This is a genomic window from Aminobacterium colombiense DSM 12261 (assembly GCF_000025885.1).
In the GTDB taxonomy this organism is placed as follows: Bacteria; Synergistota; Synergistia; order Synergistales; family Aminobacteriaceae; genus Aminobacterium; species Aminobacterium colombiense.
This window is the reverse complement of record NC_014011.1, coordinates 1,918,745-1,933,663: the sequence shown is the minus strand read 5'-3', so window position 1 is coordinate 1,933,663 and position 14,919 is coordinate 1,918,745. Positions and strand designations below refer to the sequence as shown.

Sequence of the window (14,919 nt, the reverse complement as noted above, 5' to 3'; positions counted from 1 at the left end):
TATCATGAAGTAATGGTCTCAATTTTTTTAATCAGTACATCTTCAGTGATTTCAAGATGATCCTGAAGGGCATCTTTAGCGTCTCTTTTTCTTCTTGCAATAAGGGCTTCTACAACTCGCCCATGTTCTCCCAATACAGCTTCGTATCTTTTCTCGTTCATGGCGAGCATGCCAAGCCAGATCATTTCCTCGCTAACACTGTTCCAGAACCTCTGGAGCCTGGAATTTCTTAAAATTTGAAAGAAAATGGCATGGAAGGATTGGTCTGCCAGAATAAAGTCGTGCAAATTATTCTGTGACTCTTTCATGAATGAGAGCATATTGGTCATATGCCGTCCTGTTTGTCGAAAAAGATCACCGGAAAAGATAAGATCAAGAGCATCCCGCTCTAGAAGCCAACGGGCCTGAAAGACCTCTCGTATTTCCACGGGAGAAACAGAGCGAACTTCAATATTTTTCCTGGAATTTACAGTAATCCATCCCTCCTGAGATAAGCGGTGCACGGCTTCTCTCACAGGAGTTCTGCTTACTCCTAACTCTTCAGCAAGGGCCCTTTCCTGAAGCAAGGATCCAGGTGGGAATTCCAGAGAAAGAATCCCTTTTTTAATGCGATCATAGGCTTGTGAAGCGAGATTTTTTTTCTCCATTTGGTATACCACATCCTATAGTTGGTATACCAAAAGAGTAATTTAAGAATTGCGACTTGTCAATATACAAAACAAAAAGAGAGAAAAGGCCGATCTTTTTCGAGAACGGCCTTTTTGCGTGGGATTCTTTTTCGTTAAATGTTACAGGAGCCCAAGACGCTCCAGGGTCTCCTGGGAAGGAACTCCCTTTTCATCCCAGCCCCGCAGCTGATAATATTCAGGAAGCATTTCCGGAACTCTGCTTAACTTCCCCTTTCCTGGCCCTTCGGGGATAGGTTCTTTCAAAAGTCGCGGCGGAAGAGTGTCTTCAGTCTTGGGATCAAGCCCTTCTCTTAAATTGAAAAGGCGCTCGAGGTTCCATATTCGGTCTCCGCACGTCATGATTTCGTCCGCAGAATAGTCAAACCCTGTCCCTGCTTTCAAAAAAGCGGCGTAATCTGCGGCATCAAGAGCAAAGGATGTAAAGAGGCACATTCCCGAAGAATCGATGGCAGCGGTGAGATCGTGAAAGATTTTTCCCCACAAGGGTTTTTTCGAAATATCGTCAGGGTCTAGTTTTTCGGGTGATCCGAGAATTTCTGGGGAGATGAGGTACCCTCGTACGTGGCAAGCTCCACGGTTGCTTACGGCATAAGTCAGCCCGATTCCCTGGATAGCTCTGGCATCATAGGCTGGCATTTCCTGCTTTTTTACTGTCATGGACAGTTCGGGATGTCCGTACATGTCACAGAGACGCCAGGAGCCAAGGGCAAGTTTTTTGCCAAGCCCCTCCCCTTTTCCCATTTTCTCTATCCAATACACGAGGGCTTCTGTATTGCCAAAGGTGAGATCGGGACCGCTTTCAAGCTCCTCCTTTTTGATGTATCCTTTTTCATATAGCTCCATGGCAGCTGCTATGGTGACGCCTGTGCTTATGGTGTCAAGTCCGTATTCATTGCAAGTATAGTTGGCCATTATTATGGGTTCGATAGGCGCGATGCCGCAGCATGCGCCAAGGGCGAAGATACTTTCGTACTCTGGCCCTTCTCCGGCTATATCGTTAACCTTTGTAATACGTCCACAGCCAATAGGACAACCAAAGCAGTGGTAATTGTCTGTTAGATATTTTGCTGCAAGAGTTTCTCCAGATTGTTTATCAGCGTCCTCCATATAGGCTCCTTGCCAGTTGCGGTAAGGGTAGGCCCCGGTCTGGTTGATGATATTCACCAATATGGCTGTTCCATAGGCCGGCAATCCTTGACTTGTGACAGGATGAGCCTTGAGTTTGGCTGCTCTTTCTTTTAACACAGCAGAGAATTCTTCAGAGTTGGCGACATAGGGTCGGGATGTTCCTCGCACGGCGATGGCTTTAAGGTTTTTTGATCCCATAACTGCGCCTACTCCGCTTCGCCCAGCGGCTCTGTTCTTTTCGTTCATTATGGACGCAATGGGGGAAAGATGCTCTCCTGCCGGACCGATGCAGAGGACCCTGGCCTTTGGGTCTTGAATGTCCTCGAGGATTTGATCGGTGGCGATGTAGGTGTTTTGTCCCCAAAGGTGGCTTCCATCCCGAATCTCCACCTGATCATCGCGGATGTTAATGTAGACTGGACGATCAGCTTTTCCTTCAATAATAAGCATGAACCAGCCGGTTTTAGCCAGCTCGGCTCCCCAGAATCCCCCGGAATTGCTTGATGCAATATAGCCGGTGAGGGGGCTTTTGGTAACAACCATATATCGGCCTGCAGCAGGTGCTGCTCGTCCCGTTAAAGGTCCGGTTGCGATGATGAGGCGGTTTTCTGGGCTCAGTGGATCAACATTGGGAGGATTTTCATCGTAAAGGACTTTGGAGGCATAGCCGCGGCCTCCGATATAATTACGAAGGAGCCTTTCGTCCAAAGCTTCTTTTGTCATTTTACGAGAAGACAGGTCTACTCGCAAAATGGCGCCAAAACGGCCTTCCATTGGGTTCCCCTCCTTCTCTCTTCTCTTCACATGAAAAATTACTCTTTTTAAAAGTTCCTCTCTCTTCTTCATCTATCCCTTAAAACGTATTTGTTGTTTTTTTGTCAAGATCCCTCCTTAATCAGAGCATGGGCGGCTCGTATAGATTTTGTTCTTTCCAGTACTGCTCAAAAGTCTCAAAAAGGGAAGTTACCTGGTCACCAAGCTGCTGAGAGATGCTGAGAATGATGCAGTTCAAAACACTCATAGGGGCCGCAAAAGAATCGATAAAAGAAATGGGGGAATAAGGAACAGCAAGTATGTGGAGGGCATGATTTGCCAAAGGACTTGTGTGTTCGTCGGTAATGGCAACGGTTTTTAAATTATGTTCTTGGGCTCGACGGAGCACATCTACTGTCCACGTAGAGTATCTTGGAAAGCTTATCCCTACAACTACGCTTTCTCTAGGGGCATTTACGAGCAATTCATAGGGAGAGTCCAGGGGCATGAGCTTCACTGCCGGCAAAAGCCATGATAGATAGAAGGAAAGGTAATAGGCAAGAGTATAAGAGCTGCGATAACCGGCAATATAGACGGCGGGGGCTTCAACAAAAGTCTTTGCCAGATCGAGAAGCACTTTTTCATCGAGACGGAATTGAGCCATTTTCATGGCGTTAATATCTTTATCCATAGCCGTGCCAAAGATTCCCTTTTTTCCTGATGACCGATATTTTTCTAGACGGGCAAGGGTTGAGAGGTCATCTATCAGCATGTGGCTTATGGATTGGTGGAGTTCCTGATACCCTGAGAGTCCCAGCGTGTAGGCGAAACGTATCACAGTGGCTTCGCTGACTCCCACATGGGCTCCGAGCTGAGAGGCTGTTAAAAAAGCCGCTTCCCGCGGTTTTTCAAGAATAAAGCGCGCTACTTTTCGGTGTCCCGGAGACAATTCGTTGATTTTTGCTGTAATGCGCTCTCTTAACATCAAGGGTTCTCTCCTTAATCATGTTTTTTCATAAAAAGATCTGTGTAAACAGCATAAAAAAACCTAGGTCATTCTTTGTCAATGAATAAACCCAGACTCTTAAGATTGAAAAAAAATGAAGGTTGATATATTATAAGAACATTCTAACATATTTCTAAATTTTAATTTTTAGTCATCCCTGTTTAATAAACCATCTGTTCTTTTCTTCGCACCATGAAGCAGCCACCGAATGAGAGGTCTTCTAAAATTAGCAGAATTTTCCCTTTTTATACAATTAAGAGTGCATTGACGGTTAAAGAAAGACGTGAGGCAGGTAACGTTTTTTTTGTGAAGAGAGGGAAAAGATGAAAGAAAACAAATGGGAAGAAAGAGAATATGCAAGAAGTTGCAGACAGATTTCCCTTCCCTTTGAAGATGGATTAAGTTTTCTGGAGCGAAAAGATGACAGTATGTTTCAGGACTTTTCCATATGGTTCAATGCCAGTCTCGATCATCCCGATCTTCTTTTATCGCTTATCGATGAAGATGGATGTCTCCGTTTTTGGAATAGCACTGCAGAACGAATCAGCGGTTACAGCTCGGATTCTCTTTTAGGCTCCAGAAAATGGCTGTCACTTCTCTATCCGGATAGCGAATATCGCCAGCGGATGCTTTCCTCTTTGCGAATGATAGCCTTGGTGAAGGGAGCTTCGGTAACTGTCGAAACGAAGATTCAGGGGAAGGATAGTCGGTTTCATACGATCCTATGGGTGTGCAGCAATATGACCCCCATGTTGGAAAATCATCTTGCCGGGGTGGTCTGTCTTGGTGTGGATATAACGGCCCGATGGGAGAGAGAAAAGAATTTAACCGAACGTGTGGCTACAATGTCGGCGCTTTTCGATAATATGGCAGATGGCGTTTTTCTTCATGAGGTCGACGAGGATGGATGCCCGGGCCCCTTCATTGAAGTGAATGAAGGAGCCTGCCGTATGCTCGGCGTGAAGCGTGAGGATCTTCTTGCTATGTCCCCCATCAGTATTGATGCCCAGATACAGAGAGAAGAAATGCCTTCTGTTGTCATAGATATCTTTAGGAAGGGACACCATACCTTTCAAACTTTATTGAAAAAGCGCGGTGGTGATATTGTTCCTGTAGAAATTCATTCCCACCTTTTTTCTTTTCAGGGTAAGCCGTATATTCTCTCTATAGCTCGTGACGATTCAGAACGAAGAAAGAACGAAGAGGTGCTTTTGGAAAACCATAAGTTTTCTTCATCCATCCTCGACAAAAGCCCAAATGCCGTGTTTGTAATTGGGCCGGATACCCGCATTCAATATGTGAACGAATCCTTTGTAAGACAGTTTGGTTTTCAGGCAGAAGAAATTGTGGGACGGCCGGCTCCATATCCCTGGTGGCGAAGTGATTACTGGATCAATATGGGCGAACTCCGCGTTGCCATGCACGATGGGATTGTAGGTAAAGAGAAGCATTTTATTCGAAAAGATGGGGAAGAAATATGGGGTGAAATAACTGCGGTGCCCATTCGCGAGGAAGATTCCCGTCTCCGGTTTTGTGTCCTCACATGGAAAGATCTGACTACGTATAAAAAACTGCAAGAAGAGTTGCGTCTTAACCAGCACCAGCTGCAATACTTGTCTTCCGAGCTCTATGTGGCAGAGGAACGGGAGAGACGGCGAATCTCAACCGATCTTCATGACAGTGTGGGTCAAAACCTAGCTCTTTCCCGCATTAAGCTTGAGATGCTGAAAAAGAGAACAAAAGGTCGAGATCACCAGGGAGCTATCGATGACGTTCTTTCTCTTATCAACCGTTCAATTCAGGAGATGAGAACCCTTATTTTCGAACTGAGCCCTCCCATGCTTTTTGAATTAAGCTTTCATGCCGCTGTTGAGTGGCTGGTGGAAAAAATGGAAGAAGAGCACGGACTTTGTATCCTGTTCAAGGATCTTCTAATGTCAGATGAAATTCCCATGGATATAAAGATATTTCTTTTCAGGGCTCTGCGGGAACTTGTAATGAATATTATTAAACATGCGAATACAACGGAAGCTGTTGTTACATTATCCCGATTCGATCCTTGGACAATAACCCTTGAAGTCAAGGATAATGGCGTGGGCTTTGACCTTTCCTCGTTAAGGGAACTGGGGCGGGATCCAAGCAACTTTGGGTTATTGAGCATCCGGGAGAGAGTGAACTATCTTGGCGGTTTTATGCAGATCCAGACCCTTCCCGGAGAAGGGACAAAGATATCCCTTTTTGTTCCTGTAGAGGGAGAGGAAGAAAGGTCTAGTGAAATCGATGAAAAAAGTCAGGATTCTGCTTGCTGACGACCATCAGATTCTTCGTGATGGTCTGAGAACGCTCTTAAATACTCAGGAAGATATGGAGGTCATAGCCGAGGCTGATACGGGCAGAAAGGCTATTGATCTGGCATTATGCCATTGTCCTGATGTTTTGGTTATGGATGTGGTAATGCCCGAACTGAATGGGATAGAGGCGACAAGCCGGCTTAAAAAAGACCTTCCTGAAATTAAGGTCCTGGCCCTTTCAATGCATGCTGACCGCCGCTTTGTCGCTGAAATGCTTAAAGCCGGAGCGTCAGGTTTTTTGCTGAAAGAATGTGCCTTTCAGGAGCTCGCAGAGGCAATCCGTTCAATTATAAAGGGGAAAATGTACTTGAGTCCCAGCATTTCAAAGTGCGTAATCGAAGAATATGTGGGGTTTCTTTCAGGGGATGAAAAGGAACATACAGACTCTGAGTCTGCCTTAAGCCATAGAGAAAAGGAAGTTTTGCAGCTGATCGCGGAAGGCAAGGCAAATCGAGATATTGCCAAAACCCTTCATATCAGTGTCAAAACAGTGGAAACCCATAAGTATAATATAATGCGCAAGATCAACCTTCATTCCGTTGCCGAGCTGACGAAGTACGCTATCAAGAGCGGACTGACACCTATCGACTAAGTGATATCCCTGATCCCCCCAGGAAAATCACTTAGTTTCTCTGGAAAGCTTCTTATGCCTTTTTCAGGCACATAGCCTTTTTCAGCAAGGGGATTACGCAGCCCCTTTCAGTTTTATCCCGATATCCTATTTTAATTAAGTTGAGTAATCTTTACAAAGAGCTATTCGGCTCCAGCTCTTTCGCTGGGAAGGGGGTCGTAAAGGTGCCCGCGTAATGCGGGTTTGCCTGATAAGTTCTTACTTTCCGGCAGCGTAAAAGGGTATATGGGAGATAAGGCTATCTGCAAAAAAAGGGGGAAAGAAAGATGAAAAGACTATTTCTTCTGCTAGCAGTAGTCGCCATGGTGGTCTTTGTGGCAGGTGCAGTTTTTGCCGAAGAGGCCCCCATGACACTGGAAGAGGCGGGCTTTAACGTCAATTGCGATCCTGTTATGTGCACACCTTTCGACACTTTGAAAATCAACTGGAAAGTTATTCCCATCAACTGCCTGCAGATTAAACAGGAAGAGATCTGCATGCAGACCTACATCGGCTGCACATATGGCTGGTGTGATGAGGAGTGCATCTGGTACTCAGTCATGGCGACTGGAACCGATGTGAGGAAAATAGTGGGCAAAATCAATGCTAACATGCCCGATCACGTCTCTCTGTGGGCCAAACTGAACGCTCCTTATGGAACGAGCGCTGTTGGCACACCTCACTGGACAATTCTTTCCACAGAGTATGTGGACCTTGTAACAGGTCTTTCCAAAGTCTGCGGGAACTGGGGCAAGGGCGGACTCAAGCTTTGCGCTGGCCCAGATGCAGAGAAAGCAGCGGGAACCCGTATCCTGACCCTTCTCATTCAGGACGCATAGTGGTTGTACTTTAGGGCGGCGCTGGGGGGCGCTGCCCTTTTTTATCCCTTGAGAAAGGAGATTAAAAATGAGTGGAACCACGGCAATCTCACGAGCTGTTCTTCTTGTGTTTCTCGTTATTTATTCTCCTTTGAGCGATCGTTCAGAGGCCATGGAACTCATTGCCCTGGGAAGTTGGTCTTCTCTTGTTATCGGGGCATCGGCCTCAGGGGGACGAGGCATGAGGGAAAGCGACCCCTCCATTATTTCTTTAGCGGTAGTCAATGCAAGAGGACAGGACGCACAGTGGAATGTAGAGGCGAAACTTGTAGAAGGCACCCTTTTGCCAGAGGGGGTCCAGATCTGGATTCGCCGTACAGACGGCGGCATGGGTGCAGGTTGGGTACGGGGCGGAACATCGTATCAGATAGTAGAACCTGCAGGAACGACTCTTTTCACCGGAGTTGGGGATCGAAATCGTATATGCCTTCAATTGAAAGTTACAGGTATTACGTCAGAAACACCCAAGGGAGTCTATGCTCCCCATATTGCCTTTACGGTGGTGGATCTATGATGAGACAGACAATAAGAAGGGCACTTTTGACGATAAGCGTGATGGTATTTTTTTTCTTTGTCATGGGAACTGGAGTTGTTCTGGCGAGCACTGTGGACATAGAAGGAGATCTGACCTATCGATTTGCGGTAACTCCTGGCCAGGAGATCCGGGGACAGCTTGTTATAAGGAACAACGATAAAGAACAGCCTGTTCAGGTTGCTATCAATCAGTCGGACTATCTCACCTATGCAGATGGCAGAAATGACTATGGCCAGCCAGGGAGCACCAGCCGGTCCAATGCGTTATGGATGGCTTTAACCCCTCGCCAGCTTACTATCCCTCCTTCTGGAACCGGAATGGTTAACTATGTAATTCAGGTTCCTCAGGATCCATCCCTTTGTGGAACCTACTGGAGCATGATTATGGTGGAACCCCTCGATCAATTTATGTTGGAACCACCAAAAGGACTCGACAGTAATATGGCTTTTAACGTTATGACAGTTTTTAAGTATGCCGTACAAATGATTACAGATATTGGGAACACAGGCATACGGAATATTGAATTTGCTGATAAAAAGCTTATAAGTGACGGGAGCAAATCCGTACTCGCTCTCGACATCGTGAATACAGGAGAACGTGTTATCCGCCCCCTGGTGTGGACGGAGCTTTACGATGAGCAGGGAAACCTTGCCGGACGCTTTGAAGGGGGTCAAAGGTGGATTTTTCCAGAATGTTCATGCCGTTTTGAAATACCCTTTCAGGGGGTAAAGGCAGGAGAGTATAAGGCGTTGGTCATAGCGGATGGCGGAGAGGATGAAGCTTTTGGTGCTCAATATGCCCTGGTACTCAAATAAAGAGGGTGGACGCTATGACAAAAATCGGGCAGAAAGGAGTTATTAAGGCTCTATTTTGTTTTGTTTTGTTTATATGGCTGTCTTCGAGCCTGGCTTGGGCTCAGGCGAAAGGATACGGAGTGGAGGTTCGGGCCAGATCGTCACTTCATACAAGTACCCAGCCGGGAAGAATTATCAGCGTAAGCGTTCTTATCACAAGCTATCAGCCAAGCCTTGAAACTTTTATAGAAGAGATAGGTCTTCCCGAAGGATGGCAGCCCCTTATGCCCCCAGGACGTTTCTCTATTCCGGCCAGGGGAAGCGTCTCTCGTGTCGTGGCTTTCCAGATTCCTCCTTCGGCTCAGGCAAAAGATTATGAAGTGGTGTATTCCGTAAAGAGTCGTAGGGATTACGGTGTTCATGACGAAGAGATATTTACAGTGTCAATTCTCGCTGTAGAAGGAACGGAGATCGTTCTGGTAAAAAAACCGGTGGCCATTATAGGAGGACAGCACTATGAGGTTGACCTTCAGCTTATCAATAAATCTAACACGACTCGAACCTACTTTCTCCACCTTCCTGACAGAGACGAAAGGTATCCGGCAACAATTACCCCTACGGAAACCACTCTTGATCCAGGCAAGAGCGCTGATCTTAAATTGAAGGGACGTATTTTCGAGGGAACCACCTCCAGATATCATTTCGTAGAAGTTCAGGCTGTGGCTACCGGGGATGAAGGTCCCATTTCCACATCAGTGATCGTAGATCTTGATGTTATTCCCAGGGGCGGAGGGGAACTTGATATTTTTCATGTTCTGCCCACCGAACTGGTGATCAGCGCTATGGGCAATAGCGAAGGAGACGGCGCTAACATTGAGTGGAGCGGGTGGGGCTATCTCGATGAGGAACGGACGAGATGGATAGAATTCCTTTTTAGAGGACCTGATGTCAACGAGTATGGAATCTATGGCGATATTGACGAGTATTGGCTGAATTACTTTACTGAAACTTTCGACCTGTACCTTGGCGATCAGGGATATCCCTTGTCTCGCCTTACGTCATTAGGGTCTTATGGACGGGGGCTGGGATTTGCCATAAAGCCTGTTGAATTAGGTTGGGGCGGCGGGGCTCACTTTCTCAAAAGCCGCTGGGGCTATCCCGATAAAAAAGAGTTTGGATTCTATATCAGCCAGAAAATAAGAAGCGATCTTGAGGTGCGGCTTAATATGCTCCAGAAAGAAAGGAAAGCCTATGGGAAAAAACCCGACATGAAAGACACGTTATGGACTGTCAGCGCCGAATACAGGCCCTGGGCCCATACCCTTCTTGAACTTGAGTATGGATTATGCGATACAGACAGGGTGGAGGCCCTCGATGACGATAAAGCCTATAGAATTTATTTACGGGGGCGTATGAATGGCAATATCCCCTACTCTATCGCAAGAATTCGTGCAGGCACCGACTTTTGGGGCTATTATCACGATTACGATTATACAAGCGCAACCATAGGTTACCCATTCAGTGACAGGCTGCAGGGAAACATTTCCTGGTATCAGTATAAGGATAACCTGAATCTCAGGCGGCCGGAAGGAACCACTCAGACCTATGAAGAGCTTTTACAGGTTTATTTTGATTATGAGCTGGCCAACGGCTGGTATTTCACAGTAGGATACGACTCTTTTTCAATGGAAGATCGTTTACTGCCGGCCGAATACGACTATTGCGAAGATTCGTGGTGGCTTCGAATTGGGCGAACCATGGATCGCTATAGCTACTCCTTCGAGGCCCGTTATGCCGACCAGGAGGATCGCTTTGGCGGAGAGAGCGGATCGGCTTGGAATTATAATGTTTTCATAAGTTACCAGTTGACTCCAGATCTCTATGTTTCCATTTATGGCGGTTTCGGTGATAACGAAGTTCTTGCCGCTAGTTATCTCATGAGGGCTTCAGATAACCGGGGCATTTCTCTCGTGTGGGATGTAAATCCCACCCTCAAACTCTCTTTCTGGTATACACGATACTCCTATGAGAGAGACTATGCTGATAACAGCGAGCAATACGAATTTATCGCCGAACAGACCTTTAAAAACGAGAACGTTCTTCGGTTTCGTATACAGCGAAACGATTACAGAGGAGATATGGAAACGTCTTACTCGGTGTCCTACGTCATTCCTATTGATATCAAGCTTGCGAAAAAGAAAAATGTGGGAGTGTTGCAAGGCCTTGTCTATGAAACGGTAGATGGAGAGAAAAGGGGAATTTCTCAGGTGGTTCTGAAGCTTGAGGGGGAGACATCCGTTACAGATGAAAAAGGCATGTTCCTTTTCCCTGCCTTGCTCCCTGGAACATATTTGCTGGAAGTTGATCGGGCTTCCGTAGGGAACCGGGTTCCTGATCAGCGGGTTCCTATTACTGTAGAAATTGCCGGATACGGCGAAATAACCTCCATGGACATTGGCATTACTGACGGCGCATCCCTTAATGGCATGGTGGTTCTCGTAGATCCGGATTCGGGAAAAGAGTCGGTATCGTCCATAGAGGGAGAAAAAGGATACGTCGTGGGTGATACATTGAAACAGGATGGAACATTAGAAGCTGGCGGATTGCAAAGCGTTCTCGTAGAAATGGCCAATGGAGACGAAGTGCATCGTAGGCTTACTGATAGTTGGGGACGGTTCCTTTTTGAAGGGTTGCGTCCAGGAAAGTGGGTTTTGAAAATTTACGATATAAATATTCCGTCATCTTATCGCCTTGAAAAACCCGAGCAGACCCTCGAAATTGCTCCTGGAGACAATCTGATCCTTGAGGCGAAGGTGTTGCCCCGTAAAAGAACCATACGGTTTATTGAAGAGGGGCGCGTTGTTATGAAACGTGGCGAGAAGTGAGGTGAACGATTATGAGGAAGCTGCTTGTTTTGATATTCCTTGCAACCTTTCTTCTCTCCTGCGGAGTGTCTGAAGGGGTAGACAGGACTGTTGCCGTTGTGAGCATAAAGATAGAGATAGTGGAACAGAACGCTATTTCCATCCTCCAGCAGCCCCTTTCTTTACATAGTTATATTAATGACAGGGGAGAAACAGCTCAGTTGTTATACACCATAACGGCTACTGGGCAGACATTCCGTAGCGTTACAGGCCGTCTTGAAGGGAGTTTGCCTGAAGGCGTTCAGATCTTCGTTAGGCTTGATTCTCCTATACGAGGCATATCCACAGGACTTCAGGAGCTTGGTTCTCAAGAAGTGGAACTGTTAACAGGTGTGTGGGGAATATACGGTGTGCGGGGAAGCGGCGTGGTTCTTCTTAAAGCCGCGAATGAAGCACCGCGAAGTTTAGGGCATATCAGGATTCGTCTTGCGATCCAGGAAACATAAGGAGGCGTTAGAAACATGGGAGACCTTTATTCTCTTAGAAAGGAGCGAGATTATCTCTCTCGTGAATCTACGCGAAAGAATATGGACAAACGTGAGTGGGAGATTCGTTATTTGAAGATCCTTGAAGATATATATAGAGAGGAACAGAAACTTCGAGGACGTCCTGCGCCAAAGAGAAGAAACCACCGAGACAACAAGCCCTATCCAGATTGAAAATGCAGAGGCCTTCCACGATATAAGGGAAGGTCTTTTCTCTTGTTTTATTGGTTTTTATGTAGAATAATACAATAACGAATGAAGGCTTGATCATTATAACGAGGTGACAACCATGTCTCATGGAGGCGTAATGAAGGCAGTGCTCTTATTCTGTTTGCTTTCTCTCTCATTTTTCCACAGAGGAGCTGTTTATGGGTCAGAATACATGGATGTGGCCGTATCTATTCCTCCCCAGGCCTATTTCGTGCAGCAGATCGGTGGAGCCCGTGTCAATGTCCAGGTGCTGATCCGTTCTGGCGATGACCCCCATACCTACGAACCAAGGCCGGCTCAAATGGCAGCCCTTTCTAAAAGCCTTGTCTATTTTTCTATAGGTCTTCCTTTTGAAGAGCCCTTGCTTTCAAGGCTTGTTTCCTTAAATCCCTCGCTGCGTATTGTGGAAACCTATGCAGGAATTGAACGAATGCCTGGAGATCCTCACATCTGGTTAGCACCTTCTCTTGTTAAAGTTCAAGGGATAGCTATTCGTGATGGTCTCATGGCCGTTGACCCCGGACATAAAGAGGAATATTCAAAAAACTATGATCAGTTTTGTCAGAATGTGGATGAGCTTGACCATACGATAAGGGAGCTTTTAGAAAGGGTGAGAAAAAAGGATTTTGTGGTCGCTCACCCCTCATGGGGTTATTTTGCCAGGGAATACGGGCTTCATCAGATATCTATGGAAAGGGAAGGAAAAGAGCCAAAAGCTTCTGATTTGGCAGCTCTTATTCAATTGATGAAAGAAAGGAATATAAAAAGTATCTTTGTATCACCTCAATATTCAAGAAAAATGGCAGAAAATCTCGCAAGGGAAACAAATGGAACGATCATAGCAATAGACCCCCTCCCCTGGAACTGGATGGACGATATGGCAGAAACAGCGAGGGCTATTGGAGGGAGCCTGCAATGAATCTTGCCCCCGCGGTTGTGTTCGAAGACGTGTCTTTCGGCTATGAAAATGGAACCATGGTATTGGATCAGGCTTCTTTCCAGGTTCCCCAGGGAGAGTTTCTTGTGATTATCGGGCCTAACGGCGGCGGTAAAACAACGTTGTTGAGGCTCATCCTTGGTCTCGAGAAACCAGCTAGGGGGAAAATTGAAGTTTTAGGCACAACGCCGGACAGGGCTGTTACTTCTGTTGGTTATGTTCCCCAGGAAGGAGTACGGGACAAAATCTTCCCCGTATCTGTCTTCGATGTTGTTCTCATGGGACGTCTTGGCATTGGTCGAAGGAAGATATTTACTGAAGAAGACAAAAAAATTGCCATGGACGTTCTTGAACACATGGGCCTGGCAGGAAGGAGAAATGATCCTATGGGGGATCTTTCCCAAGGACAGCGCCAGCGGGTTCTTATTGCCAGGGCATTAGCCTCCCGTCCTCGAATTCTACTGATGGACGAACCTCTTGCCAGCATTGATCCAGAAGCGAGAGGGGTTTTATATGAGGACTTGGCTTCCTTTGCCGGAAACGTCACTATCATTTTAGTAAGCCACGATCTCTCCGTTATTGCCAATGGTGCTACGGCTGTTGCCTGCGTGTGCGGGGATGTGTATTATCATGGGTCAGGAGAAATTACGGAGGAAATGCTGAAAATGGAATATGGCGGCACATGCCCAATAGAACTCGTTGCCCACGGTGTCCCTCACCGGGTTCTGGCCCGCCACGACCATCTGGACAGGCATCGTCATGATTGAACTTCTGCAGTATGAGTTTATGCAAAATGCTCTCTGGGCAGCTTTTTTCGCAAGCATCATCTGCGGCATGATGGGCAGCATTGTAGTGGTGAGGCGCCAGGTTATTGTTGCAGGCGGGATCGCCCATGCTGCCTATGGCGGCGTGGGGCTGGCCTTTTTTCTGAAGATCTCTCCCTCTCTGGGAGCGATGGGATTTTCTCTCGTAATGGCTTTTCTCATCGCGTGGGTCACATGGCGAAGGCCGTGGCGGGCCGACTCTATTATTGGCGTTCTCTGGGCGGTGGGAATGGCAGCGGGAGTTATCTTTATAGACTTGACTCCTGGATATGCTCAAGACCTCATGAGCTACCTTTTTGGAAGCATCCTCTCGGTGTCCCGCGTCGACCTTATCTCTATGGCAGGGTTGATTTTTCTCTCTTTATTGCTGGGTATTCCCTATCACCGGGAATTTTTAGCCTTTGTCTATGATACGGATTTCGCCAAGACCAGAGGAGTCAATGTTGCCCTTATGCATTATGTTACAGTAATTCTCATCTCTATGGCCGTAGTGCTTCTTATTCGGGTGGTAGGCCTTATTCTCGTCATTGCTCTTCTTACCATACCCCCTTCTATTGCCGAAGGCTGGAGCCGTTCTCTTTTTTCCATGATGGCCGCAGCCTTTATCCTGAGTCTGATCTTTTCTGTAGCAGGATTGTGGCTGGCAGTTTTCTTCAACCTTACAGCGGGAGCCATGATTATTCTCGTAGCAGCGGCGGGGTATGCTCTTTCATTGTTAAGAAAATAGAGAGCAAGGGCAGATCCTGTTCCATCTGCCCTTGCGGAGAAGTAGAATTTATCCCTTAACAGCTAGTT

Annotated in this window: 14 protein-coding genes; 11 read left to right on the top strand and 3 right to left on the bottom strand. The window is 46.7% G+C overall.

The window, feature by feature from the left end:
* Positions 1 to 2: 2 nt before the first annotated feature.
* The 3 genes from AMICO_RS09530 to AMICO_RS09520 form a co-directional block, all read right to left on the bottom strand.
* Positions 3 to 647: a GntR family transcriptional regulator gene (locus AMICO_RS09530; protein WP_013049249.1), complete on the bottom strand. Its 645-nt coding sequence runs from the start codon at positions 645 to 647 to the stop codon at positions 3 to 5.
* Positions 648 to 788: 141 nt separating this feature from the next.
* A complete protein-coding gene (locus AMICO_RS09525) occupies positions 789 to 2,591 on the bottom strand; it encodes an aldehyde ferredoxin oxidoreductase family protein (protein ID WP_013049248.1) in 1,803 nt (600 codons plus the stop codon).
* Between the two features lie 121 nt (positions 2,592 to 2,712).
* Positions 2,713 to 3,555: a MurR/RpiR family transcriptional regulator gene (locus tag AMICO_RS09520; RefSeq protein ID WP_013049247.1), complete on the bottom strand. Its 843-nt coding sequence runs from the start codon at positions 3,553 to 3,555 to the stop codon at positions 2,713 to 2,715.
* Between the two features lie 344 nt (positions 3,556 to 3,899).
* On the opposite strand from AMICO_RS09520, the gene AMICO_RS09515 reads away from it, so the two are divergent.
* The 11 genes from AMICO_RS09515 (at position 3,900) to AMICO_RS09465 (ending at position 14,851) form a co-directional block, all read left to right on the top strand.
* Entirely contained in the window at positions 3,900 to 5,885 is a 1,986-nt protein-coding gene (locus AMICO_RS09515) for a PAS domain-containing sensor histidine kinase (protein ID WP_013049246.1), read from the top strand.
* Positions 5,857 to 6,519 carry a response regulator gene (locus AMICO_RS09510; RefSeq protein WP_041459399.1) on the top strand — a complete coding sequence of 221 codons (663 nt, stop codon included), beginning with the start codon at positions 5,857 to 5,859 and terminating at the stop codon, positions 6,517 to 6,519. Before AMICO_RS09515 ends, AMICO_RS09510 begins: the two co-directional genes overlap by 29 nt.
* A 305-nt stretch (positions 6,520 to 6,824) precedes the next feature.
* Positions 6,825 to 7,376 carry a hypothetical protein gene (locus AMICO_RS09505; RefSeq protein WP_013049244.1) on the top strand — a complete coding sequence of 184 codons (552 nt, stop codon included), beginning with the start codon at positions 6,825 to 6,827 and terminating at the stop codon, positions 7,374 to 7,376.
* Positions 7,377 to 7,443: 67 nt separating this feature from the next.
* Positions 7,444 to 7,929 (top strand): hypothetical protein, encoded by a 486-nt coding sequence (locus tag AMICO_RS10005; RefSeq protein WP_013049243.1) that lies wholly within the window; start codon positions 7,444 to 7,446, stop codon positions 7,927 to 7,929.
* 41 nt (positions 7,930 to 7,970) lie between these two features.
* The gene (locus AMICO_RS09495) at positions 7,971 to 8,765 is read left to right on the top strand and encodes a hypothetical protein (RefSeq protein ID WP_169302824.1); all 795 of its coding nucleotides are present in this window, start codon (positions 7,971 to 7,973) and stop codon (positions 8,763 to 8,765) included.
* Positions 8,766 to 8,779: 14 nt separating this feature from the next.
* Positions 8,780 to 11,629 (top strand): carboxypeptidase-like regulatory domain-containing protein, encoded by a 2,850-nt coding sequence (locus AMICO_RS09490; RefSeq protein ID WP_013049241.1) that lies wholly within the window; start codon positions 8,780 to 8,782, stop codon positions 11,627 to 11,629.
* A gap of 11 nt (positions 11,630 to 11,640) precedes the next feature.
* Positions 11,641 to 12,114, top strand: coding sequence for a hypothetical protein (locus AMICO_RS09485; RefSeq protein WP_013049240.1), 474 nt, complete (start codon positions 11,641 to 11,643; stop codon positions 12,112 to 12,114).
* A gap of 15 nt (positions 12,115 to 12,129) precedes the next feature.
* Positions 12,130 to 12,327, top strand: a complete 198-nt coding sequence (locus AMICO_RS09480) for a hypothetical protein (RefSeq protein ID WP_013049239.1) — start codon at positions 12,130 to 12,132, stop codon at positions 12,325 to 12,327.
* A 115-nt stretch (positions 12,328 to 12,442) separates the two neighbouring features.
* Positions 12,443 to 13,282, top strand: a complete 840-nt coding sequence (locus tag AMICO_RS09475) for a metal ABC transporter solute-binding protein, Zn/Mn family (RefSeq protein ID WP_013049238.1) — start codon at positions 12,443 to 12,445, stop codon at positions 13,280 to 13,282.
* Positions 13,279 to 14,067, top strand: a complete 789-nt coding sequence (locus tag AMICO_RS09470) for a metal ABC transporter ATP-binding protein (RefSeq protein ID WP_013049237.1) — start codon at positions 13,279 to 13,281, stop codon at positions 14,065 to 14,067. The genes AMICO_RS09475 and AMICO_RS09470 overlap by 4 nt, the downstream gene beginning before the upstream one ends.
* Entirely contained in the window at positions 14,060 to 14,851 is a 792-nt protein-coding gene (locus AMICO_RS09465; RefSeq protein WP_013049236.1) for a metal ABC transporter permease, read from the top strand. The genes AMICO_RS09470 and AMICO_RS09465 overlap by 8 nt, the downstream gene beginning before the upstream one ends.
* Positions 14,852 to 14,919 lie beyond the last annotated feature (68 nt).